This window comes from Thermohalobaculum sediminis (assembly GCF_023487995.1).
Lineage (GTDB): Bacteria > Pseudomonadota > Alphaproteobacteria > Rhodobacterales > Rhodobacteraceae > Thermohalobaculum > Thermohalobaculum sediminis.
Window position 1 is genome coordinate 112,363 of record NZ_JAMFKN010000007.1, and the last position, 22,438, is coordinate 134,800.

At 70.8% G+C, this 22,438-nt stretch carries 19 protein-coding genes; 18 read left to right on the plus strand and 1 reads right to left on the minus strand.

The annotated features are described in order from the left end of the window. The first annotated feature begins 675 nt into the window (after positions 1–675). The 18 genes from urtA (at position 676) to M1105_RS14805 (ending at position 21,142) form a co-directional block, all read left to right on the plus strand. A complete protein-coding gene (gene urtA, locus M1105_RS14720) occupies positions 676–1,971 on the plus strand; it encodes an urea ABC transporter substrate-binding protein (RefSeq protein ID WP_249581137.1) in 1,296 nt (431 codons plus the stop codon). A 183-nt stretch (positions 1,972–2,154) separates the two neighbouring features. Further along, a complete protein-coding gene (urtB, locus tag M1105_RS14725; RefSeq protein WP_249581138.1) occupies positions 2,155–3,759 on the plus strand; it encodes an urea ABC transporter permease subunit UrtB in 1,605 nt (534 codons plus the stop codon). Positions 3,760–3,799: 40 nt separating this feature from the next. Further along, the gene (gene urtC / locus M1105_RS14730; RefSeq protein ID WP_249581139.1) at positions 3,800–4,951 is read left to right on the plus strand and encodes an urea ABC transporter permease subunit UrtC; all 1,152 of its coding nucleotides are present in this window, start codon (positions 3,800–3,802) and stop codon (positions 4,949–4,951) included. A gap of 4 nt (positions 4,952–4,955) precedes the next feature. Further along, on the plus strand, positions 4,956–5,708 hold the full coding sequence (gene urtD, locus M1105_RS14735; RefSeq protein ID WP_249581140.1) for an urea ABC transporter ATP-binding protein UrtD: 753 nt from the start codon (positions 4,956–4,958) through the stop codon (positions 5,706–5,708). An 88-nt stretch (positions 5,709–5,796) separates the two neighbouring features. Next, positions 5,797–6,489, plus strand: coding sequence for an urea ABC transporter ATP-binding subunit UrtE (gene urtE, locus M1105_RS14740; RefSeq protein ID WP_249581234.1), 693 nt, complete (start codon positions 5,797–5,799; stop codon positions 6,487–6,489). A 191-nt stretch (positions 6,490–6,680) separates the two neighbouring features. Further along, entirely contained in the window at positions 6,681–7,616 is a 936-nt protein-coding gene (locus M1105_RS14745) for a LysR family transcriptional regulator (RefSeq protein ID WP_249581141.1), read from the plus strand. A 139-nt stretch (positions 7,617–7,755) separates the two neighbouring features. After that, entirely contained in the window at positions 7,756–8,748 is a 993-nt protein-coding gene (locus tag M1105_RS14750) for a Bug family tripartite tricarboxylate transporter substrate binding protein (protein ID WP_249581142.1), read from the plus strand. Between the two features lie 227 nt (positions 8,749–8,975). After that, on the plus strand, positions 8,976–9,512 hold the full coding sequence (locus tag M1105_RS14755; RefSeq protein ID WP_249581143.1) for a tripartite tricarboxylate transporter TctB family protein: 537 nt from the start codon (positions 8,976–8,978) through the stop codon (positions 9,510–9,512). After that, positions 9,512–11,005, plus strand: coding sequence for a tripartite tricarboxylate transporter permease (locus tag M1105_RS14760; RefSeq protein ID WP_249581144.1), 1,494 nt, complete (start codon positions 9,512–9,514; stop codon positions 11,003–11,005). Before M1105_RS14755 ends, M1105_RS14760 begins: the two co-directional genes overlap by 1 nt. A gap of 24 nt (positions 11,006–11,029) precedes the next feature. Continuing rightward, positions 11,030–11,869, plus strand: coding sequence for a shikimate dehydrogenase family protein (locus tag M1105_RS14765; RefSeq protein WP_249581145.1), 840 nt, complete (start codon positions 11,030–11,032; stop codon positions 11,867–11,869). After that, positions 11,869–13,728 (plus strand): bifunctional sugar phosphate isomerase/epimerase/4-hydroxyphenylpyruvate dioxygenase family protein, encoded by a 1,860-nt coding sequence (locus M1105_RS14770; RefSeq protein WP_249581146.1) that lies wholly within the window; start codon positions 11,869–11,871, stop codon positions 13,726–13,728. Before M1105_RS14765 ends, M1105_RS14770 begins: the two co-directional genes overlap by 1 nt. Positions 13,729–13,769: 41 nt before the next feature. Next, positions 13,770–14,498 carry a protocatechuate 3,4-dioxygenase subunit beta gene (pcaH, locus tag M1105_RS14775; RefSeq protein ID WP_249581147.1) on the plus strand — a complete coding sequence of 243 codons (729 nt, stop codon included), beginning with the start codon at positions 13,770–13,772 and terminating at the stop codon, positions 14,496–14,498. A 3-nt stretch (positions 14,499–14,501) separates the two neighbouring features. Continuing rightward, positions 14,502–15,119 (plus strand): protocatechuate 3,4-dioxygenase subunit alpha, encoded by a 618-nt coding sequence (gene pcaG, locus M1105_RS14780; protein ID WP_249581148.1) that lies wholly within the window; start codon positions 14,502–14,504, stop codon positions 15,117–15,119. A gap of 12 nt (positions 15,120–15,131) precedes the next feature. Then, positions 15,132–15,965 carry a BKACE family enzyme gene (locus tag M1105_RS14785; protein WP_249581149.1) on the plus strand — a complete coding sequence of 278 codons (834 nt, stop codon included), beginning with the start codon at positions 15,132–15,134 and terminating at the stop codon, positions 15,963–15,965. A gap of 1 nt (position 15,966) precedes the next feature. Next, a complete protein-coding gene (locus tag M1105_RS14790) occupies positions 15,967–17,295 on the plus strand; it encodes a lyase family protein (RefSeq protein ID WP_249581150.1) in 1,329 nt (442 codons plus the stop codon). An 81-nt stretch (positions 17,296–17,376) separates the two neighbouring features. Then, positions 17,377–18,147 carry a hypothetical protein gene (locus M1105_RS14795; protein ID WP_249581151.1) on the plus strand — a complete coding sequence of 257 codons (771 nt, stop codon included), beginning with the start codon at positions 17,377–17,379 and terminating at the stop codon, positions 18,145–18,147. Next, positions 18,144–20,141 carry an MFS transporter gene (locus M1105_RS14800; protein ID WP_249581152.1) on the plus strand — a complete coding sequence of 666 codons (1,998 nt, stop codon included), beginning with the start codon at positions 18,144–18,146 and terminating at the stop codon, positions 20,139–20,141. The genes M1105_RS14795 and M1105_RS14800 overlap by 4 nt, the downstream gene beginning before the upstream one ends. Further along, positions 20,138–21,142 (plus strand): ABC transporter substrate-binding protein, encoded by a 1,005-nt coding sequence (locus M1105_RS14805; RefSeq protein ID WP_249581153.1) that lies wholly within the window; start codon positions 20,138–20,140, stop codon positions 21,140–21,142. The genes M1105_RS14800 and M1105_RS14805 overlap by 4 nt, the downstream gene beginning before the upstream one ends. A 7-nt stretch (positions 21,143–21,149) precedes the next feature. Here M1105_RS14805 and M1105_RS14810 read toward each other — a convergent pair whose 3' ends face one another. Further along, complete coding sequence (locus tag M1105_RS14810) at positions 21,150–22,385, minus strand: acetate/propionate family kinase (protein WP_249581154.1); 1,236 nt, start codon at positions 22,383–22,385, stop codon at positions 21,150–21,152. Between the last annotated feature and the right edge of the window lie 53 nt (positions 22,386–22,438).

The window sequence follows — 22,438 nt, forward strand, 5'->3', positions numbered from 1 at the left end:
CATGACAGTTTCGGACCGAGCCCTCCCATGGCCGGGGGACGGCTCGGCGGGTCCTGGACAATGTATTGATTTCAGTGGCTTGAGACCCCATCACACGCAACGCCGCCGAGGTTTCCGCCGCGGCATGCCGCAGCGGCGCGATCTGGTGGCGCCCGCGCGGGTGGCGCGCGCGGCCGGCCGACCATGCGCCACCCGCCCCAACGCCGTCGGCGGCGCGGTGTCTCTCGACGCCGCGACGGGGGTCGTGACCGCGGCGGATAGGTGTGCTGCTGGATTCGCCGCGCGGCCAGAGAACCCGAAGGTTCTGGTTCCGCACCAACGCATGTGCCTAGTCGATGATCATAATTCGAAATTTGACCATCATAAGTGAAATAATTTTATGCAATGTATCATTTTTGACGTTATTTTCATCATAACGATTTGACCCCCCGCATCCGCGGTGGCAGCGTCGATTCGCTCCCACGCATTCGCAGGAGGTCGCATCGAGGTTGGGTGTGAATCCGGGGTTTCGAGGGGGTGTGTGACGGCGGTGGACTTCCACATCGCAACCGCCGCCACACGGGTGCAACACGATGGCTGCAGGCGGGACATAGGCGTCCCGGCCTCGCCCGGCAACACATGCTCACGCGGGCCGGGCGCGTTCCGGGGGGCTGCCGACCCCGCGAGGAGAACACCATGAAGAAGATGACATGCTCGGCCCTCGGCCTCGCCGCCCTGGCGGCGGCAGCCTTCGGAGCCGCGCCCGCCGCCACGGCGCAGGAGGACACGATCAAGGTCGGCGTCCTCCACTCGCTCTCGGGCACGATGGCGATTTCCGAGACGACTCTGAAAGACGTCATGCTGATGCTGATCGAGGAGCAGAACAGGAAGGGCGGGCTCCTAGGCAAGAAACTCGAAGCCGTGGTGGTCGATCCCGCCTCGGACTGGCCGCTCTTTGCCGAGAAGGCGCGCGAGCTGATCGAGGTCTCGAAGGTCTCGGCCGTGTTCGGCGCCTGGACCAGCGTTAGCCGCAAGTCGGTGCTGCCGGTCTTCGAGGAGCTGAACTCGATCCTGTTCTACCCCGTCCAGTACGAGGGCGAGGAGAGCCAGCGCAACGTGTTCTACACCGGCGCCGCCCCCAACCAGCAGGCGATCCCGGCCGTCGACTATCTGATGGAGGCCGAGGGTGTCGAGCGCTGGGTGCTGGCCGGCACTGACTATGTCTACCCGCGCACCACGAACCGGATCCTCGAGGCCTATCTCAAGTCCAAGGGCGTGGCGCCCGAGGACATCATGATCAACTACACCCCGTTCGGCCATTCCGACTGGCAGACCATCGTCTCGGACATCAAGGGCTTCGGCTCGGCCGGGAAGAAGACCGCCGTGGTCTCGACCATCAACGGCGATGCGAACGTGCCGTTCTACAAGGAACTTGGCAACCAGGGCGTGAAGGCCACCGACATCCCCGTGGTCGCCTTCTCGGTCGGCGAGGAGGAACTGGCGGGCCTCGACACGGCGCCGCTGGTGGGCCACCTCGCGGCCTGGAACTACTTCATGTCGGTCGACACGCCCGAGAACGCGGCCTTCATCGAGGCCTGGCACAAGTTCATCGGCAGCGAGACCCGCGTCACCAACGATCCGATGGAGGCGCACTACATCGGCTTCAACATGTGGGTGAAGGCGGTCGAGAAGGCCGGCACCACGGACGCCGACGCAGTGATCGACGCGCTGGTTGGCGTCGCGGTGCCCAACCTGACCGGCGGCTTCTCGGCGATGATGCCGAACCACCACATCACCAAGCCGGTGCTGGTCGGCGAGATCCAGGCCGACGGCCAGTTCGAGGTGGTGTGGGAGACCTCGGGCCTCGTGGTCGGCGACGAGTGGTCCGATTATCTGCCGGACTCGGCGCCGCTGATCGCCGACTGGCGCGCGCCGATGTCCTGCGGGAACTTCAACACCCGGACCGGCCAGTGCGGCGGCGGCACCAACTGAGCCCCGCTTGACGCGACCGCACGGCCTGCTGGGCCGTGCGCCCACCCGCAGGTGAGGACCCGGGGCGCTGCCCCCCTGCGGCGTGCCAAACCCCCTCCCCCGCCTGCGGGGAGGGATTGGGAAGGGGCGCTTCGCCCCGTCCCCAGCATCCCCCGCCGCCACGCCGACCGGAGCCCGCCCCAGATGCGCATGTTCGCCCTCACCCTCGGCCTTCTCGCGGCCCTCCTGACATCCGGCGCCGCTCTCGCCCAGCCGCTCGAGGCGCTCGTCGCGCAGCTGCCCGCAGGCGGCTATCCCGACCGCGCCCGCGTCATCGCGGCGATCGCAGAGAGTGGCGACGACCGCGCGGCCGGGGTGCTCGAGGCACTGGCGGCAGGCGAGCTCTTCGCGCTGAAGGCCGACGGCCGGGTGGTGCGCGGCATTGAGCGTAGCGGCGAAACGGTCGCGGTCGATCCGCTGACCGGCGCCGAGATCGGCCCGCTTGGCCGGCGCGACGGCGAGAAGATCAAGGTCAACAACGCGCTCAGGCGCGACATCGCGGCAGCGCTTGGCGCACTCACGCTGATGAGTCCCGACCCCGCCCGCCGCCTCGCCGCCGCGGCCAGGGTGTTCGCCGGCGCCGATCCCGGCCAGATCGAGGCCCTCGACGCGGCGCTCGCGCGCGAGACCGACCCGGCGGTGCGCGCGGCGATGATGGATGCGCGCGCGGCCAGCGTCATGGCGTCCGACCGCCCGCTGGCCGAGAAGCGGGAGGCCATCGACCGACTGGTCGCCCGCGGCGACCGCGACGCGCTCTCGATCCTGACGGCCGCCGCCGCCTCGCCCGACGCGGCGCTTGCCGCCGCAGCCGAGGCGGGCCGCGCCGAGGTCGAGCGGGTGAGGGCGCTGTGGGGCACGGCGCAGAACCTCTGGTACGGGCTTTCGCTCGGCTCGGTGCTGATGCTCGCGGCGATCGGGCTTGCGATCTCGTTTGGGGTGATGGGCGTCATCAACATGGCGCATGGCGAACTGGTGATGCTGGGCGCCTACACGACCTATGTGGTGCAGGAGGCGATCCGCGCCGCAGCGCCCGGCCTGTTCGACTGGTCGCTCGCCATCGCCCTCCCCCTCGCCTTCCTGGTCTCGGGCGCCGTGGGGGTCGCGATCGAGCGCGGGGTCTGCCGCCACCTCTACGGCCGCCCGCTGGAAACCCTGCTCGCGACCTGGGGGGTCTCGCTGATTCTGCAACAGGCGGTGCGCTCGGTGTTCGGGCCGACGAACAAGGAGGTCGGCAACCCGTCCTGGATGTCGGGCGCCTTCGAAATCGGGCAGATCGCGATCACCTGGAACCGCTTCTGGATCCTCATCTTCGCGCTCGCGGTCTTCGCGCTGCTGCTGGCGGTGCTCAAGCGCACGCCGATGGGGCTGCAGATGCGGGCGGTGACGCAGAACCGGCGGATGGCGGCCTCGATGGGCGTGCGCACGGACTGGGTCGACGCGCTGACCTTCGGGCTGGGCGCGGGCATCGCGGGGCTGGCGGGGGTGGCGCTGAGCCAGATCGACAATGTCTCGCCCAATCTCGGGCAGGGCTACATCGTCGACAGCTTCATGGTCGTGGTGTTCGGGGGCGTGGGCAACCTGTGGGGGGCGCTTGCCGGCGCCTTCACGCTCGGCGCCGTCAACAAGTTCCTCGAGCCCCATGCCGGCGCGGTGCTCGCGAAGGTGCTGCTGCTGGTCTTCATCATCCTGTTCATCCAGCGCCGACCAAGGGGACTGTTCGCCCTCAAGGGCCGGGCGGTCGAGCAATGAGCGCCCCCGCATCCAACCCTCACGCGCCGGAGAGCCGCCGATGACCGCCCCGCGCCTCCTCGACACCCGCTCGGTGGTGTTCCTGACGCTGATTGCCGTTGCCGCCGTCGCCGTGCCGATGGCCAATCTCGCGGCCGAGCCCGGATCGGCGCTGCACCTGTCCAGCTTCGCCGTCTCGCTGTTCGGCAAGTATCTCACCTACGCGCTGCTGGCGCTCTCGGTCGACCTGATCTGGGGGTATTGCGGCATCCTCAGCCTCGGCCACGGCGCCTTCTTCGCACTGGGCGGCTATGCCATGGGCATGCACCTGATGCGCGAGATCGGGCCGCGCGGGGTCTATGCCCACCCGGTCCTGCCCGACTTCATGGTGTTCCTGAACTGGGACGCGCTGCCCTGGTACTGGTGGGGCTTCGACATGTTCTGGTTCGCCTGCCTGATGGTGGTGCTGGTGCCCGGCGCGCTCGCCTTCGTGTTCGGCTGGCTCGCCTTCCGCTCGCGCGTCACCGGCGTCTATCTCTCGATCATCACGCAGGCGCTGACCTATGCCCTGATGCTGGCCTTCTTCCGCAACGACATGGGGTTCGGGGGCAACAACGGGCTCACGGATTTCAAGGACCTGCTGGGCTTCAGCCTCCAGTCCGATGCCACGCGGGCGGGCCTCTTCGTCGCCTCGGCGCTGGCGCTGGCGGCGGGGTTCCTGATCTGCCGGTTCATCGTGACGTCGCGGCTCGGCCAGGTCCTCGTCTCGATCCGCGATGCCGAGGCGAGGGCGCGGTTCCTCGGCTACCGGGTCGAGAGCTACAAGCTGTTCGTCTTCACCATCTCGGCGATGATGGCGGGGGTGGCGGGCGCGCTCTACGTGCCGCAGGTCGGCATCATCAACCCGGGCGAGTTCAGCCCGGCCAACTCGATCGAGATCGTGATCTGGGTCGCGGTCGGCGGGCGCGGCCTGCTGGCGGGCGCGGCGCTGGGCGCCATCCTCGTCAACGCGGCGAAGACCCTGCTCACCGGCTGGGCGCCCGAGATCTGGCTCTTCTTCCTCGGGGGCGTGTTCGTGCTGGTGACGATCTTCCTGCCCCGGGGCGTGCTGGGCGGCCTGACCGCGGCGGGCGACCGGCTCGGGCGCCGTCGGCGGCGCGAGTATCGCCCGCGCACGGCCACGTCCGGTCGCACAACCCAGCCGGCGGAGTAGGATCATGGTCAGACAGGCCGCGAACTCGATGCTCTATCTCGACGGCGTCTCGATCAGCTTCGACGGCTTCCGGGCGATCAACGGGCTCTCGCTGGTGATGGCGCCGGGCGAGATGCGCGCCGTGATCGGGCCGAACGGCGCCGGCAAGACCACGATGATGGACATCATCACCGGCAAGACCCGGCCAGATGCGGGCGACGTCCTGTTCGCCGGCGAGATCGACCTCACGCGCCACGACGAGGCCGGGATCGCGCGCCTAGGCATCGGCCGCAAGTTCCAGAAGCCCACGGTGTTCGAGACCCACAGCGTCGAGGACAACCTGCTGCTTGCCCTCAAGGGCAGGCGCGGCGTCTTCGACGTCCTGCGGGCGCGGCGCACGGCGGCCGAGAGCGCGCGGATCGACGAGCTTCTCGACCTGATCGGCCTCGAGCCCCGGCGCCGCGACCTTGGCGCCGATCTCGGTCACGGCCAGAAGCAGTGGCTCGAGATCGGCATGCTGCTGGCGCAGGACCCGAAGGTGCTGCTGATCGACGAGCCCGCCGCCGGCATGACCGATGCCGAGACCGCCCAGACCGCCGCCCTGCTGCGGCGCATCGCGGGCGAGCACACCATCATGGTGGTCGAGCACGACATGGATTTCGTGCGCGCGCTGGGCGTCAAGGTCACGGTGCTGCACGAGGGCACGGTGATCGCCGAAGGCTCGATCGACCATGTGAGCGCCGACCCGCGGGTCGTGGAGGTGTATCTTGGCCGCTGATCTCATCGCCGCCGCCGCATCGGCACGCGCGGCCTCCCATCCCGCCCCCTTGCCCGCGCCCGCCACGGACGAGGCCGCGCGGCCAACCCTGTCGGTCGAGGGGATCGACCTGCATTACGGCGCCGCGCACATCCTGCGCGGCGTCTCGCTCGAGGCCCGGCCGGGCGAGGTGACCTGCATCCTGGGGCGCAACGGCGTGGGCAAGACCTCGCTGATGCGCGCGATCACCGGGCAGCATCCGGTGAGCGGCGGCACGATCCGCTTGCAGGGGGCTGACATCACCCGCGCGCGCCCCTTCGCCCGGGCCCGCGCCGGCATCGGCTACGTGCCGCAGGGACGCGAGATATTCCCGCTGCTCAGCGTGCGCGAGAACCTCGAGACCGGCTTCGCGCCGCTCCCGCGCGGCCAGCGGCACGTGCCGGCGGAGGTGTTCGAGCTGTTCCCCGTGCTGTCCGACATGCTCAGGCGCCGCGGCGGCGATCTCTCCGGCGGGCAGCAGCAGCAGCTTGCCATCGGGCGCGCGCTGACGATGCGGCCGAAGCTGCTGTTGCTGGACGAGCCGACCGAGGGCATCCAGCCCTCGATCATCAAGGACATCGGCCGCGCCATCGAGACCCTGCGCGCGCGCGGCGACATGGCGATCGTGCTGGTCGAGCAGTATTTCGACTTCGCCTGGGCGCTGGCCGACCGGGTCGTCGTGCTGGAGCGCGGGGCGGTGGCGATCTCGGGCGCGAGATCCGGGCTCGACCGCTCCACCGTCAGCCGGGCCGTCGCGGTCTGACCGCTCCCGCTGTGGCCGCCGCGCGCCCCGGCAGGGCCGCCGCGGGACGCACGCGCCGGGTTTCGGCGACGACCGCTCATCCTGATCCCGACCTCACGTGAAAGCCTCGCCCGCGCCGTCCGATCGCGCTACCCCTGTCCCCGTCGCGGCCCCGCTTGGCGGCGTGTCTCGGGCGGGCTAGGCTTCGGCACATGAGGGACCTCACGCTCCGGCAGATCGAGGTGATCCGCGCCGTCATGATGACCGGCACCATCGCCGGGGCGGCGGCGCTGCTCAACGTGTCGGCGCCCGGCATCAGCCGCCTGCTCAAGCACACCGAGGCGAGCCTCGGCGTGCGGCTCTTCGAGCGCAAGGCCGGACTCTTCATCCCGGCAACCGAGGCTGCGCGCGTGTTCGAGCAGGTCCACCAAGTCTACGAGAAGGTCGAGAACCTGAGCTTCGTCGTGGGCAACCTGCGGCGGGGCCGCGACGCCGGGCTCGCCTTCGCCTCGGTGCCCTCGATCGCGCAGTTCATCGCCTCGCGCGCGCTGCGCCGGGTGCGGTCGCGTTTCCCCGAGCTCTACATCGACCTCAACATCCTGACCATCGAGGACGCGGTCGACTATCTCCTGCTCGAGCGCGGCGAGTTCGTCGCCATGAGCTACGCAGTCGAGAACCCCGCGCTCGACTGCCACCTGCTGGCGCGCGGCGAGGTGGTCGCGATCCTGCCGCACAACCACCCGCTGGCGGGGCGCCAGTCGATCTCGGTGCACGACATCGCCGACGAGCCGCTGATCGGCGTCGATCCCTCGGACCCTTACGGCGCCATCGTCGCCCGCCCCTTCCGCGATGCCGGAATCGAGCCGCGCCACGCCATCCGCGGGCGCTTCGCCCAGACGGTGGTGAGCCTCGTGCGCCACGGGCTGGGCGTCGCGCTGATCGACGAGTTCTCGGTCGCCGAGGTCTACATGCCCGGCCTCGTCCGCGTGCGGCTCAGCGAGACTGTCGAGGTGTCGGCCTTCGCGATGCAGAAACGCGGCCGCGTGCTCTCGAGCTTCGCCGAGCATGCCATCGAGGCGCTGCGCCACGAGCTCAGCGCCGCCGTCCGCTCGCGCCCCTGGGAGCGCGCGGGAGCCCCCGGGCATTAACATCGGGTTATCGACCGGATCATCTTGGTATTTGACGTTATCCGACCCCGATGCGAGCTTGCCCGGGCTTTCTGTTGCGGCAGGCCCGGCATGATCGATCGGGCACCGGAGCACGATGCCGACATTTGGGAGGAGAGAGATGAGACACATCCTGCTCGGCGCCGTCGCGGCGCTCGGACTGACGGTTGCGCCGGCGCTGGCCGAGTACCCGGAGAAGGACATCCAGGGCGTCATCCAGTGGGGCGCCGGCGGCTCTACCGACACGGTGATGCGCGCGGTGACGCCGCACGCCGAGAAGCTCCTGGGCCGCAGCGTGGTGATGACCAACAGGACGGGCGGGGTCGGCGTGATCGCGACCAAGTTCGTCCAGAGCCAGGACGCCGACGGCTACACGCTGCTGATGAGCGCCGAGAACCCGCAGATCTACAAGGTGATGGGCCTCGCCGACACGGACTATTCGGACTTCATCCCGATCAGCGTGCTCGCGCGTGGCGTGCCGCTGATCGTCGCGAACAACGACGCCCCCTACAACACCTTCGCCGAGTTCGTGGCCTATGCGCAGGCGAATCCCGGCAAGGTCCGGATCGGCTCGACCGGCCCCGGAGGCGTGCCCTCGGTCGTGACCGCGATGCTGACGACGCAGGTCGAGCTTCCGGTGACCGCGGTCCCCTATGACGGCGACGGCCCGGCGCTGACGGCGCTGCAGGGCGGCGCGATCGACGTGATGCCAGCCGTGCTTGGCGCCGCGATCGAGCATGTGCGCGCCGGACGGATGAAGGTCCTGGCGCTGATCGACACCGTCGAGAACCCCGCCCTTCCGGGGATCGCGCCGATCACCGCCGAGTATCCGGGCTTCGGTGACTACCTGCCCTGGGGCCCGTTCTTCGGCGTCTTCGTGAAGAAGGGCACGCCCGAAGACGCGGTCGCAAAGCTGCGCGCCGCCTATCAGGCCGCCGCCGAGGAGGCCGACTTCAAGGCGCTTATGGACGGGCGCGGGTTCAAGCTGATGAACATCTCCGGCGCCGAGGCCGAGGCCTTCCTCGCCAAGTGGCAGTCCGTAACCTCGTGGCTGGTGTTCGACGCCGGCATCGCCAAGCACTCGCCCGAGGACTTCGGCATCCCGCGGCCCTGACGCCGCCAGCGCCCGGCCCACGGGGGCCGGGTGCATGACAAGGCCGGGCGCGCGCGAGGCGCGCCCGCCGATCCCGGCCCTCACCCGGCCGCGGCCGCCATCACCCGGTCGCCATGCCCGGACCGGCAGCCCGACCGGCAGAAACGACGCCACCGCACCGCGCATCGAGACCCCGTCAAGGCGGCCCGCGCGGAGCCCGCGCCCCACGGGGCCAATGGGAGGATGACATGGACCAGAAACGCCAGAGACAGCCGGGCGAGCGCGGCTTCGGCATCATGATGCTCGGGCTCGGCCTGTTCCTCGCTTGGCAAGCCTACGGCATCGCCGGCTTCGAGGCCCTGAGTTCGCCCGGCGCCTTCCCGATGGCCGCCGCGGCCGCGATGGTGATCGCGGGGGCCGTGGTGGTGGTCGGCGACTGGCGCGCTGCGCTTCGGGACCGGCCCCGGCTTGCCGAGACGGCGCGCGCCTTCACGGCCGAGATCACGCCTTCGGTGGTGGTGATCTTCGCGGGCTTCGTGATCGGCTATGCGGCGCTGCTCGACACGCTGGGCTTTCTGCCATCGTCCTTCCTTTTCCTGTTCGCGGCGATCCACTTCCTGCACCGCGGGCCGGTTGTCCTGAGCTTCGGCGTCACGCTGCTGGCGCTCACGGTGATCTACGCGGTCTTCCGCCTCGTGTTCCAGGTGATCCTGCCCGAGGGCATCGTGCCCGAGCGCGAGATCATGGCCTGGCTGGGCGGTCTCGTCTCCGGGGGGGCGCAGTGATGGAACAGGCCTTCGCGTATTTCACCATCGCCTGGCTCGACCCCTCGCTGCTGCTTCTCGTGGCGGCGGGGACCTTCGCCGGCATCTATATCGGCGCGATCCCGGGCCTGTCGGTCACGATGGCGGTATCGATCCTGATCTCGTTCACCTTCTCGTGGGAGGTGAACGACGCGCTGTGCCTGATGGTGGGCATCTTCATGGGCGGCGTCTATGGCGGCTCGCGCACGGCGATCCTCCTGAACATCCCCGGCGCGCCCTCGGCGATTGCCACCGCGCTCGACGGCTATCCGCTGGCGCAGAAGGGCGAGGCGGGGCAGGCGATCGGCATCGCCACGGTGATGTCGGTGATCGGGGGCTTCCTTGGCATCCTGGTCCTCGCGATCGCCGCGCCCGTGGTTTCCGACTTCGCGCTGACCTTCCAGCCGCGCGACTACATGCTTCTGGGCGTGCTCGGCATCCTGCTGGTCGGCTCGCTGTCGGGCGAGAGCCTCGCCAAGGGGGTGATGGCCGGCGCGCTGGGCATGCTGATCGGGGCGGTGGGCCTCGACCCGCTCACGGCGCAGGAGCGCTTCACCTTCGGGATCGTCGAACTCTGGAACGGCATCTCGTTCATCGCGGTGATGATCGGCCTGTTCGGCGTCTCCGAGGCGCTGGCGCAGCTCCACCATCTCGACAAGGCGGCGGTCAGGCAGCAGGTGTCGAAGATCGTCCCGTCCTTCTCGGCGATCCGGAAATATCTGCCGCTGTCACTCCAGACCTCGGGAATCGGCGTCATCATCGGCGCCCTGCCCGGCACCGGCGGCGACATCGCGGCGCTGATGGCCTACGACCATGCCAAGCGCGTCGTGAAGGACCCCGAAGTTCCCTTCGGTCAGGGCGCGAAGGAGGGTCTTGTGGCGCCCGAGACCGCCAACAACGCGGCCGTGGGCGGCGCCTTCATTCCAATGCTCACGCTCGGCATCCCCGGCGACGCGGTGACCGCGATCATGATCGGCGCGCTCTACATCCACGGGCTGAACCCGGGGCCCATGCTGATGATCGACCGCCCGGAGATGTTCTGGTTCATGGTGGGGAACCTCACGCTTGCCAACGTCTTCCTGCTGATCTTCGGGCTGACCGGTATCCGGCTGTTCACCAAGATCGTGGAATGCCCGCGCGGCGTGCTGATCCCCCTGATCCTGCTGCTGTCGGTCGTGGGCGCCTACGCCGTCAACAACTCGGTCAGCGACGTCTACTGGATGCTGGGCTTCGGCGTGCTGGGCTATTTCATGAAGATCTACGGCTACCAGGTGGGCCCCGTGATCCTGGGCGTGATCCTCAGCCGCCTGATCGACGAGAACTGGCGGCGCGCGATCATCTCGGAGCGCGAGAGCCTGCCGGACTTCTTCCTCAACCTGATCGCGAGCCCACTTTCGGCCGTGCTGCTGCTGGCCGTGGTGCTGATCTTCGTCAGCCAGACACCGCTCTGGCCGCGCCGGCGCTCGCCGCGCTGACTGCCCGAAGGAGGGGCGACACCGATGCCCGATGTGCAGCTTGGCCTGATCGGCGACAACATCGCCCGCTCGCAGGCGCCCCGCCTGCACCGGCTGGCGGGGCAACTCTGCGGCCTCGACGTGGCCTATGACCGGCTGATCCCGCGGGACATGGGCGCCGATTTCGATGCCGTCTTCGCGGGCTGCGCCGCGCGCGGCTTCCGCGGCATCAACATCACCTACCCATACAAGGAGCGCGCGGCCGCGAAGGTCGCGATCGACGACCCGCTGGTGCGCGCGATCGGCGCCGTCAACACGGTGATCTTCACGCCCGAGGGGCCGAAGGGCTTCAACACCGACTATTCCGGCTTCGTGGCCGGATATCGTCGCGTGCGGGGCGAGGCAGCGCCCGGCCCGGTCTGCATGATCGGCGCGGGCGGCGTGGGCAAGGCGGTGGCCTTCGGGCTGATCACGCTGGGATTGCAGGACATCCGCATCGTCGAGCGCGACCTTGCGAAGGCCGAGGCGCTGGCCGACGCCTTGCGCGCGGCGCGCCCGGGCCTCGCGGTGATGGTCACGGACGACCCGGCGGCGGCCGCGATGGGGGCCGCGGGGCTGATCAACTGCACGCCCGTCGGCATGGTCGGCTACGAGGGGACACCCCTGCCGGCCGCGCTGATGGCAGGCGCGGAATGGGCGTTCGATGCGGTCTACACCCCCATCGACACCCAATTCCTGCAGGATGCCGCGGCCGCGGGGCTGACCATCATCTCGGGCTACGAGTTGTTCTTCTATCAGGGCGTCGACGCCTGGGACATCTTCGTCGGCCGCCCGCTCGACCAGGCCCGCCTGCGCGCGGCGCTGGCCGAGCCGGAGGCCGCGTGATGCGCAGCTCCATCGCCACCGTCTCGCTGGGCGGCACGCTGCGCGAGAAGCTCGAGGCGGCAGCAGGCGCGGGCTTCGAGGGGGTCGAGATCTTCGAGGCCGACATCCTCGCCCACGACGGCAGCCCCGCGGACGTGGGCCGGATGGTACGCGACCTCGGGCTCGAGATCGTGGCCTTCCAGCCCTTCCGCGACTTCGAGGGGATGCCCGAGCCCCGCCGCGCCCGCGGCTTCGAGCGCGCCCGGCGCAAGTTCGCGCTGATGAACGAGCTTGGAGCGCCGCGGGTGCTGGTGTGCTCGAACGTCTCGCCGCACGCGCTGGGCGGCATCGACCGAGCCGCAGCCGACCTGCGCGAGCTCGGGCAGATCGCCGCGGGCTTCGGCGTCGAGGTGGGGTTCGAGGCGCTGGCCTGGGGCGTCCATATCCGCGACTACCGCGACGCGTGGGAGGTGGTGCGCCGCGCCGATCACCCATCCGTCGGCATCATCCTGGACAGCTACCACACGCTCGCGCCCGGCTACCCGCTCGACCCGATCCGGTCGATCCCCGCCGACCGGATCAGCTTCGTGCAGGTGGCCGACGCCCCGAAGATCGACATGGACCTGCTGCAGCTTTCGCGCCATTTCCGCTGCTTCCCCGGGCAGGGCGATCTCGACATCACGGGCTTCATGGCGGCGCTGGGGGCCACTGGCTATGATGGCTGGCTGAGCCACGAGATCTTCAACGACCGCTTCCGCATGGCCTCGCCCCGCCAGATCGCGCGCGACGGCGAACGGTCGATCATTGCCATGACCGGGCGCACCCGCGGCGGGCGCGTGCTGCCCGCGGCGCCGTCGCCCGAGGGCGTGGCCTTCATCGAGTTCGCCGTGTCCGAGGCCGAGGCGCCCGATCTCGCCCGGCTGATCGCGGCACTCGGCTTCCACCATGCCGGACAGCACCGCGCCAAGGATGTCGCCTGGTGGCGACAGGGTGACATCAACCTCGTCATCAACACCGAGACCGACGGCTTCGCGCATTCGCACTACATCACGCACGGGCCCTCGGTCGCCGCGATCGGGCTGTGGGTGAGCGACGCGGGCGTGCAGATGGACCGGGCCGAAGCACTGCTCGCGCAGTCCTTCCGCCAGCCGGTGGGGCCGGGCGAGCTCGAGATCCCGGCGATCCGCGGCGTGGGCGGCGCGTTGATCTACTTCCTCGACCGCAAGGGCCCGCTGGGCCGTGTCTGGGAGGTGGAGTTCGAGCCGGTCGGCGGCGAAGGCGACGATGCCGACCTGACCGTCGTCGACCACATCGCGCAATCGGTGTTCTTCGAGGAGCTGCCCGGCTGGCGGCTGTTCTACCGCACCGTCCTGTCCCTGGGAAAAACTCCGCAGGTCGACGTGGTCGACCCCGCAGGGCTGGTCGAGAGCGAGGTGCTGCACACCGCCGACCGCGCGCTGCAGATCGCGCTCAACGCGAGCCAGGCGCGCCAGACCCAGTCGAGCCGCTTCATCAACGAGTTCTTCGGCGCGGGTGTGCAGCACATCGCCTTCGCGACCGGCGACATCTTCGAGGCCGCGCGCCGGATGCGGGCCGCGGGCTTCGAGCCGCTGCCGATCCCGGAGAACTATTACGACGACCTCGAGGCGCGCTTCGACCTCGAGCCCACGCTGAGCGCCAAGCTGCGCGCGCTCGACATCCTCTATGACGAGGACGAGCATGGGGCGTATTACCAAGTCTACACCCGCGTGTTCGCCGACCGCTTCTTCTTCGAGGTGGTCTGCCGCGAGGGCTATCGCGGGTTCGGGGCACCGAACGCGCCGATCCGGCTGGCGGCGCAGGCGCGCCTCTCGCGTCACCCGGCGGTGCCGCGCCGGTGACGTGCCACGACAACACGAGCCCGCCCCAGGGGAGAGAGACGATGAACCGACCGACCGACGAATTCTTCCAGCGCGACCGGACCTGGCATCCCCCTGCCTATGCGCGCGACTACAAGACCAGCGTGGCGCGCTCGCCCAGCTTGCCGCTGCTGTCGCTGCAGCAGTCGCTCTCCGAGGTGACGGGCCCCACTTTCGGGCATCGCGACATCGGGCCGCTGGACCACGACCTGATCCGCAACTACGCCCATGGCGGCGAGCCGGTTGGCGAGCGCATCATCGTCCACGGCCGGGTGCTGGACGAGAACGCGCGGCCCGTGCCGAACACGCTGGTCGAGGTCTGGCAGGCCAATGCGGGCGGACGCTACCGGCACAAGAAGGACACCTATCTCGCGCCCATCGACCCCAATTTCGGCGGCTGCGGCCGGGCGCTGACCGACGAAGAGGGGCGCTACTTCTTCCGCACGGTCAAGCCTGGCGCCTATCCATGGCGCAACTGGGTGAACAACTGGCGCCCCGCGCATATCCATGTGTCGGTGTTCGGCTCGGGCTTTGCGCAACGTCTGATCACGCAGATGTATTTCGAGGGCGACCCGCTGATCCACCGCTGTCCGATCGTCAACACCATCCCCGATCCGCGCGCGATCGACAGCCTGATCGCGCCCTTGGACTTGAACGCGGCCGTGCCGCTCGACAGCCTCGCCTACAAGTTCGATATCGTGCTGCGCGGGCGGCGCTCGACGCTGTTCGAGAACCGGCTGGAGGGGAACTGAGCCATGAGCCAACCGCTTGACTACCTCAAGGAGACCCCCTCGCAGACCGCCGGGCCCTATGTCCATATCGGGCTCGCGCCCGGGGCCGCGGGGTTCGAGATCTTCGAGACCGAGCTCGGTCGCGACATCGCCGGACCCAATGCCGCGGGCGAGCGCATCCGCATCGAGGGCACGGTGTTCGACGGCACCGGCGCGCCGATGAAGGACGTGCTGATCGAGACCTGGCAGGCCAATGCCGCCGGCATCCACCCCCACCCCGCCGACCCGCGCGTATCGGAGGTCGAGGCGGGCTTCCGCGGCTGGGGGCGGGTGATTTCCGACTTCGACACCGGCCTCTGGTCGGTCGACACCGTCAAGCCGGGCGCGGTCAGAGGCCGCAGCGGGCGCATGATGGCGCCGCATATCAGCCTCTGGATCGTCGCGCGCGGCATCAATGTCGGGCTCCAGACCCGGCTCTATTTCGGCGACGAGGACGCGGCCAACGCCGCCGACCCCTTGCTGAACCTGATCGAGCAGGTCCACCGCCGCGCGACGCTGATCGCCGAGCGCACCGCCCCCGGGCGCTACCGTTTCGACATCCACCTGCAAGGCGATCGCGAGACCGTCTTCTTCGACATCTGAGGAGGCCCCAGGATGACCAGGCCCTGCATCATCTGCGTCGCGATCACTGGCTCGGTGCCGCGGAAGGCCGACAACCCTGCCGTGCCGATCACCATCGCCGAACAGGTCGAATCGACCCACGAGGCCTTCGAGGCCGGCGCCTCGATCGCGCATCTGCATGTCAGGAACGACGACGAGACGCCGACCTCGGACCCCGAGAAGTTCGCCCGCCTGAAGGAGGGGCTGGAGAAGCACTGCCCCGGCATCATCGTGCAGTTCTCGACCGGCGGGCGCTCGGGCGCGGGCGCGGCGCGCGGCGGCATGCTGCCGCTCGGGCCCGACATGGCCTCGCTGACCGTGGGCTCGAACAACTTCCCGACGCGGGTCTACGAGAACCCGCCGGATCTGGTGGACTGGCTCGCCGCCGAGATGCGCACCTACCAGATCAAGCCGGAGATCGAGGCCTTCGACCTCAGCCACATCTTCCAGGCGGCGGCGATGAACCGCGACGGGCGCATCCCGGGGCAGCTCTACATCCAGTTCGTGATGGGCGTGAAGAACGCCATGCCGGTCGACCGCGAGGTGTTCGACTTCTACGTCCACACCGTCAAGCGCCTCGCCCCGGACGCCGAGTGGTGCGCGGCCGGGATCGGACGCCACCAGATCACGCTGAACGAGTGGTGCATCGCCGCCGGCGGCCACTGCCGCACCGGGCTCGAGGACAATGTGCGCCTCGACCGCGACCGCCTCGCGCCCTCGAACGCGGCGTTGGTGCGGCGCACGGTCGAGCTCTGCGGGAAGTTCGAGCGGCCCGTGGCCACCGTGGCCGAGGCGCGCGCGATCCTTGGCCTCCGGCCCGCGGCCTGACGTGACCGGCACCGCCCCCAACCCGCTGCTCGCGGGGCTCTACGGCGACGCCGAGGTCGTGGCGCACCTGTCGCCCGAGGCAGAGATCGGCGCGATGATCCGCTTCGAGGCGGCGCTCGCCCGCGTAGAGGCGCGGCTCGGCATCATCCCGGACGAAGCGGGCGCCGCGATCGACGCCGTGCTCGGGGGCTTGCGCATCCCTGCCGAGAGCCTCGCGGCCGGCACGACCGCGGCGGGGGTGCCGGTGCCGGGCCTCGTCAAGGCGCTGCGGTCGGCAGTGGGTGCGCCGCATGGCGGGTATGTGCACTGGGGCGCGACCTCGCAGGACGCGATGGACACGGGGCTCGTGCTGCGGCTCGGCCCGATCCTCGACATCCTCGAGCAGCGGCTGCGGCGCCTGGTGGACCTGCTGGCGGGCGAGGCGCGGCGCCATGCCCGCCTGCCGATGGCCGGGCGCACGCGCTCGCAGATCGCGACGCCGACGACGCTGGGGCTGCGCATCGCGGCCTGGCTTGCGCCACTCGCGCGCTGCCTCGACCGGCTGGCCGAGCTGCGGCCGCGGCTCCTCGTGGTCCAGCTTGGCGGCGCGTCGGGCAATCTCTCGATCCTCGGCGCGCAGGGGCCGGCCGCGATGGAGGCGCTGGCCGCCGAGCTTGGGCTCGCGGTGCCCGCCAAGCCCTGGGGGACCGAGCGCGACGGGCTTGTCGAGCTCGCCAACTGGCTTGCCATGGTCTCGGGCCTGCTCGGCCGGATCGGCGCGGACCTGATCGTGATGGGGCGCTCCGAGATCGCCGAGCTTGCCGCAGGCCAAGGCGGGGGCTCCTCGACCATGCCGCAGAAGGCGAACCCCGTGGCGGCCGAGACGCTGATCACGCTCGCGCGCATCGCCGCTGCCCAGACGGGCCTGATGCAGGCCGCCCTGATCCATACCGAGGAGCGCGACGCCACCGCCTGGGCCATCGAATGGGCGGCGCTGCCGCAGCTTTTGACCGCGACGGGCGCTGGGGTCACGCACGCACTGTCGCTGGCCGCAAGCCTGCGCCCCGCGCCCGGGCGGATGCAGGGCGCCATGGCGACGGGCGGCGGCGCGATCGAGGCCGAGGCGCTGGCCTTCGCCCTCGCGCGCCATGTGCCCCTCGACGAGGCGCAGGCGATCGTCAAGGCCGCCGCCCGGCGCGTCGCCGAGGCGGGCGGCACGCTCGGCGAGCGGCTTACCGAGCTGTGCCATGCGCGCGGCCTTCCCGCGCCCGCGCCCGGCAGCGGCGACGCGACCGACGCCGCGGCGGCGCTGGTCGAGCGGCTCCTCGACGCGCTCGGTCGCCCCGGCTGAGGGCCCGCGCAGCGCGCGGGTGTTGATTCCCGGCGGCCGCGATGCTCAAGTCCCCGTCGGGGGTATCGGGGGCGCGGCGACATGGCGCTGTTCTGGCGTATCTGGCTTGCGATCAGTGCGATCAACCTGCTGATCCTGGCGATCTTCGTCGGGCTCGCCACGCTGCAGTTCGCCACCATCCAGTCGCGGCTGGTCGGCGAGCGGCTCGAGGTCATCGCCGGCCATGCTGCCGGCCCCTTCGAGGCCGCCGCGCGGCTCGGCCTGCCGCTCGGCGGCGTGCGCAATGCCAGCGGCCTGCTGCTGCGCATCCAGCAGACGGATGCCGACATCTCGGCCATCCATGTCTTCGCCCCGGATGGCGCGATCCTGCACTCGACCGATCCGGCGCCGCCGCCGCGGATCCCGCCCGGCGCCATCGCGGCGAGGAGCATGGCGGCCGCGGGCTCCTGGGCGGGCAACGACCGCGGCGAGCCCTTTGGCGGGGCCGAGATCCGCGACACCTCGGGCCGCAGCGTCGGCGGCGTCCTCGTCCTCTACCCGGCGGCGCCGAGCGTCACGCGCATCCGCGCGATGGGGTCCGAGCTGATGGTCTCGGCCCTCGTGATCCTCGTGCTCGCGACCGGGCTCGGTGGCGCCCTGATCCGGGCGGGGCTGCGCCGCGAGTTCCGTGGCTTCGAGGCGCTCGAGGCCGCCATCCACGGCTTCGAACGCGACGCCTGGCGAAGCGCGGCGGGCGCACCGCCTGCGACGCCACCCGGGGGCGAGGGCATCCGCGCCCGGCTCGATGCCGCCGAGACCCGCTACCGCGAGACGGGCCGGACGCTCGAGCGCTCGGCGGAGCCAACGCGATGAGCGACGGGACCTCCATCGGGCCAGATCACGAGGGCCTGCGCGTCAGGCTCTCGCGGGCGCTGGCGGTCGTCGTCACGGCGACGGTGCTCGCGCTCGGTATCGTCTCGGTCTGGGCCTTCGAGACGGCCGTCGCGCCCGAGCTGGCAAACCGCACCCGGCTGATCGGTCTGATCCTGCGCGACGAGGTGCAGCGCGCGCTCGATCTCGGCATCCCCTTCGACGCGCTGGTGGGCGTCGAGGTCTATCTGGCGGACACCATCGAGAAGTTCGACGAGGTCGAGCGCATCGCCATCTCGTCGCAGACCGGGCGCGTCATCGCGGAATACAGGCGGCCTGAGAGTGGCGGCTTCCTCGCCGAGAGCGCGCTGTGGGACGCCGTGGCGATGCGGGCCGCCACCTTCAGCCTGCCGATCCTCGACGGCAACCGGCTGGTCGGCGAGATCGCCATAGACGTCAGTCCGGGCTTCGTCCGCACGCGCATGCGCGACGTGTTCCTCGACATCGTCGTCATCGCGCTGGTCGCGGTGCTGATCGCGCTCGAGCTTGCGCTGGCGATCGTCACGCAGTCGGTGAGCAAGCCTCTGGCGCGGGTGATGCGCCTGCTCGACGAGCAGCGCGCGGGGGTCTTCCTGCATCGGATCCGGCCGGGCGGTCTCGGCGGGCTGGGGCGCACGGCGGCGCGCCTCAACGACCATGCGGCCGACCTCGCGCAGCGCTTCGCGGCCCTGCCATCGGCCGCGTGCGCAAGGCTCGAGGCGGCGGCGGGGACACGCTTCGCCGCGGGTCTACCGGCGCAGCTGCGGCTGACCGATCTTGCCGACATCCGGCTTTCGCTTTTCCTGCTGTCGGTCGGCAGCGAGATCGCGGCCGCATTCCTGCCGGTCTATTCCCGCGCGGCAGCCCGCCCCGACTGGCTGCCGCCCGAACTGGCGGCGGCGGCGCCACTCCTCGCCTACCTCGCCGCGATCGCCTGCCTCACGCCCTTCGGCAGCAGGCTGGTCCGGCATGTCGGCGCGCGCGCGCTGTTTCTGGGGTCGCTGCCGGTCATCGTCGTCGCGCTCGCCGCGATGGGCTTCGCGCAGAGCGTGGCCGGGATCGCGCTGTGGCGCGGCGTGATCGGCCTCGCCTACGCCGCCGCGACCATCGCCTGCCAGGATTACGCCATCCGGGCCGGCGGCACCGCGGGGGCCGCGCGCGCCGTGGGCGGGTTCATGGCCGTCATCTACGCCGGCGTGTTCTGCGGCGCCTCCATCGGCGGCGTCGTGGCCGACCGGTTCGGGACCGAGGCGGCCTTCATGCTCGCCGCCGGCCTCGTGGCGCTTGCGGGCGCGCTTGCCCTCGGGACCATGGTGGGCGACCCGCGCGGCGCCGCCCGGACGCAGCCCCGACCGCGCGCGGCGCCCGCTCGGCGCCCGCTGGACCTGCGCCATCTCGCGCTGGTGCTTGGGATCGCGATGCCGCTCAATGCCGCGACAGCGATCGTCGTCTGGTATCTCACGCCCCTGATGCTGACCGAGGCCGGTGCCGGTCCGGCCGAAACGGGCCGGGTAGTCATGCTCTACTACCTCGCCGCGGTCCTTTTCGGCGCGCGGACCACCCGCTTCGCCGAGGGCCGGTCGGGGCCCACCGGCCCGGTCCTTGCCGGTGCGCTGATCGCAGGCTGCGCGCTCATGTCCCTCGCGCTCTGGAGCGGGTTCTGGCCGATCGCCGCGATGATCGCGGTGCTGGGCCTCGGCCACACGCTGATCCGCGCGCCGCAATACGCCATCGCCGTGGCGATCGAGGCACGGGGCGGGCCCGGCCTCGGGACGCTCAGGCTGTTCGAGCGGATCGGGGCGATCGCAGGCCTTCTGATGGCCGCGCTGCTGATCGGGCCGCAGGGGGCAGGGGCGGGAATCGCCCTGCTCGGTCTTGCGGTCCTTGCCGGCGCGGGCCTTTATGCCGTGGTCCTGATCCTCGATCGCGACGGGCAAGGACGCGGAAGGACGCCATGAGGAGCCGGAGCTTGCTGGAAGCCGTCAGGGGTGCACTGCTCGCAATCGGGCTTCTGGCCGCGGGCGCAACGACGGCGGCGGCCGCCGACATCACGATCATGGTGGCGACATGGCGCGGCTGCGAGGAAGCCTGCGAGGGGTTCCGGGACGAAATCGCCGGCTCGGGCCTCGATGCCGAGATCGTGCTGCGGGACGCCGACCGAGATACCGCGCGAATCCCGGCCTTCGCGGCGGAGGCGCGCGAGCGGCAGGTCGACCTCGTCCTCACCTGGGGAACCACGGTTTCGGTTGGCTTTGCGCAGGCGCTCGCTGACGCGGACGGCGCCGCCATCCCGCAGGTGTTCACCGTCGTCGCCGACCCCGTGGGCGCTGGCCTCGTCGAGAGCCTCGAGAACAGCGGGCGGCCGAACATCACCGGCACCTACAACCGGGTGCCCGAGGCGGTGAACATCGACACGATCCGCGCCTACATGCCGGGCTTCAGCCGGCTCGGCCTGATCTACAACGAGAACGAGCCGAACTCCGCCCTTAAGCGCGACGAACTGGCCGAGCTGGCCGGAGCGCTCGGCTTCGAGCTCGTCGCGCGCGCCCTGCCGCTGGGCGACGACGGCAAGCCGCGCCCCGAAGACCTCGCGGCCGAGGCGGCGGCGTTGAAGGCGGCGGGGGTCGAGTTCGTCTATCTGGGCTCGTCGTCCTTCCTTCGCGCGCATGGCCGCGAGCTTGCGGAAGCGACACGGGCGGCGGGACTCCCGCTCCTCAGCCCCTACGAGGAGATGGTGCGCTCGGGCGAGGCGCTGATCTCGGTCGCCGCGCGCTATCACGATGTGGGCCGGCTTGCGGCGCAGCAGGCGCTCCGCATCCTCAGGGACGGGGCGTCGGCCGGGGAACTGCCGGTCGCCCGCGTCACCGGCTTTGCCGTGGTGATCAATCTCGGCGTGGCCCGCGCGCTCGGGCGCTTTCCGCCGATCGGCCTCCTGCAGGTGGCCGAGACGGTGAACTGACCCTGCGTCAGGCGCGCGCCTGCCCGGCGAACCCCCGCGTGGCCCGGGCGATCACCGCTTCCTCGTTGGTCGGAACGACCCACAGCGCGACGCGGCTGCCGGGCGCCGAGATGCACCGCGCCTCGCGCCCGCCCACGGCGGCCATGTTCGCCTGGGCGTCGATCGCGGCGCCCAGCCAGCCGCAGCCCTGCGCGATGCGCGCGCGGATCGGGGCGGCGTTCTCGCCCACCCCGGCCGTGAAGACGATCGCGTCGCAGCCGCCGATCTCGGCCGCGACGCCCCCGATCTCGCGCACCGCGCGGTAGACATAGAGATCGACGGCCAGCCGGGCCGCGGGATCCCCGCTCGCCAGAAGCGTCCGCATGTCGTTCGACAGGCCCGAGACGCCGAGGAGGCCGCTCTCGCGGAACAGGATGCGGCGCAGGTCGGCCACGTCGAGCTTCATCTCCTCGAGCAGGAACAGCAGGATCCCGGGGTCGAGCGCGCCGGGCCGCTCGCCCATCATCAGGCCGTCGAGCGGCGTGAACCCCATGGTGGTCGCGCGGCTTCGGCAGCCGACCATGCCGCACAGGCTCGCGCCGTTGCCCAGATGGGCGATGATCACCCGGCCATCGGCGCGCGGCCCCAGATGCGCGGGCAGGCACCCGGCGATCCACGCGTAGGAGAGGCCGTGGAAGCCGTAGCGCCTGACACCTGCATCGGTGATGCGGCGTGGCAGCGGGAAGCTCCGCGCGACGGCGGGCATGGTCGCGTGGAAGGCGGTGTCGAAGCAGCCGACCCGCGGCAGATCGGGCCAGACGGCGCCGACCGCGCGCAGCGCGGCGATGGCATGGGGCTGGTGCGTGCGGGCGAGCGGCACGAGGCGCTCGAGCGCGTCGATCTCGGCCGCGCCGATCAGGGCGGGCGCGGTGAAGCCGGCGCCACCATGCACGATCCTGTGCCCCGACGCGACGACCGGCCCGCCCGCGAGCGGCGCGAGCGCGGGCAGAAGCCACCGGATGAGCGTCTCGTGCGAGGCCCCCGTCCCGGCGGGCAGATCCGGCAGACCGACCGCGCGCCCCTCGCCGTCGCGCGCCGTGACGCGGGCATCGGCCGAGCCGATCCGCTCGGCAAGCCCCGACAGGTGCGGGCGATCCCCTTCGCCCGCATCGAACATCGCGAACTTGATGCTCGAGGATCCCGCGTTGACGACGAGAAGCCCGGGCCGCATACCGTCTGTGGCACCCTCGCGCTGCGCTGCCATGCCCCTCCCCGCCGGCTGGGGCGCGCTCGCGCCCGTTCTGCCGCAAGGGTATT

What these genes read in the sequence shown, in the direction of transcription:
- pcaG (WP_249581148.1), top strand. Translation starts at nt 14,502, where the DNA reads ATGAGCCAACCGCTTGACTACCTCAAGGAGACCCCCTCGCAGACCGCC.
- M1105_RS14745 (WP_249581141.1), top strand. Translation starts at nt 6,681, where the DNA reads ATGAGGGACCTCACGCTCCGGCAGATCGAGGTGATCCGCGCCGTCATG.
- urtB (WP_249581138.1), top strand. Translation starts at nt 2,155, where the DNA reads ATGCGCATGTTCGCCCTCACCCTCGGCCTTCTCGCGGCCCTCCTGACA.
- pcaH (WP_249581147.1), top strand. Translation starts at nt 13,770, where the DNA reads ATGAACCGACCGACCGACGAATTCTTCCAGCGCGACCGGACCTGGCAT.
- M1105_RS14800 (WP_249581152.1), top strand. Translation starts at nt 18,144, where the DNA reads ATGAGCGACGGGACCTCCATCGGGCCAGATCACGAGGGCCTGCGCGTC.
- M1105_RS14750 (WP_249581142.1), top strand. Translation starts at nt 7,756, where the DNA reads ATGAGACACATCCTGCTCGGCGCCGTCGCGGCGCTCGGACTGACGGTT.
- urtA (WP_249581137.1), top strand. Translation starts at nt 676, where the DNA reads ATGAAGAAGATGACATGCTCGGCCCTCGGCCTCGCCGCCCTGGCGGCG.
- urtC (WP_249581139.1), top strand. Translation starts at nt 3,800, where the DNA reads ATGACCGCCCCGCGCCTCCTCGACACCCGCTCGGTGGTGTTCCTGACG.
- M1105_RS14785 (WP_249581149.1), top strand. Translation starts at nt 15,132, where the DNA reads ATGACCAGGCCCTGCATCATCTGCGTCGCGATCACTGGCTCGGTGCCG.
- M1105_RS14805 (WP_249581153.1), top strand. Translation starts at nt 20,138, where the DNA reads ATGAGGAGCCGGAGCTTGCTGGAAGCCGTCAGGGGTGCACTGCTCGCA.
- M1105_RS14760 (WP_249581144.1), top strand. Translation starts at nt 9,512, where the DNA reads ATGGAACAGGCCTTCGCGTATTTCACCATCGCCTGGCTCGACCCCTCG.
- M1105_RS14765 (WP_249581145.1), top strand. Translation starts at nt 11,030, where the DNA reads ATGCCCGATGTGCAGCTTGGCCTGATCGGCGACAACATCGCCCGCTCG.
- M1105_RS14755 (WP_249581143.1), top strand. Translation starts at nt 8,976, where the DNA reads ATGGACCAGAAACGCCAGAGACAGCCGGGCGAGCGCGGCTTCGGCATC.
- urtD (WP_249581140.1), top strand. Translation starts at nt 4,956, where the DNA reads ATGGTCAGACAGGCCGCGAACTCGATGCTCTATCTCGACGGCGTCTCG.
- M1105_RS14795 (WP_249581151.1), top strand. Translation starts at nt 17,377, where the DNA reads ATGGCGCTGTTCTGGCGTATCTGGCTTGCGATCAGTGCGATCAACCTG.
- M1105_RS14810 (WP_249581154.1), bottom strand. Translation starts at nt 22,385, where the DNA reads ATGGCAGCGCAGCGCGAGGGTGCCACAGACGGTATGCGGCCCGGGCTT.
- M1105_RS14770 (WP_249581146.1), top strand. Translation starts at nt 11,869, where the DNA reads ATGCGCAGCTCCATCGCCACCGTCTCGCTGGGCGGCACGCTGCGCGAG.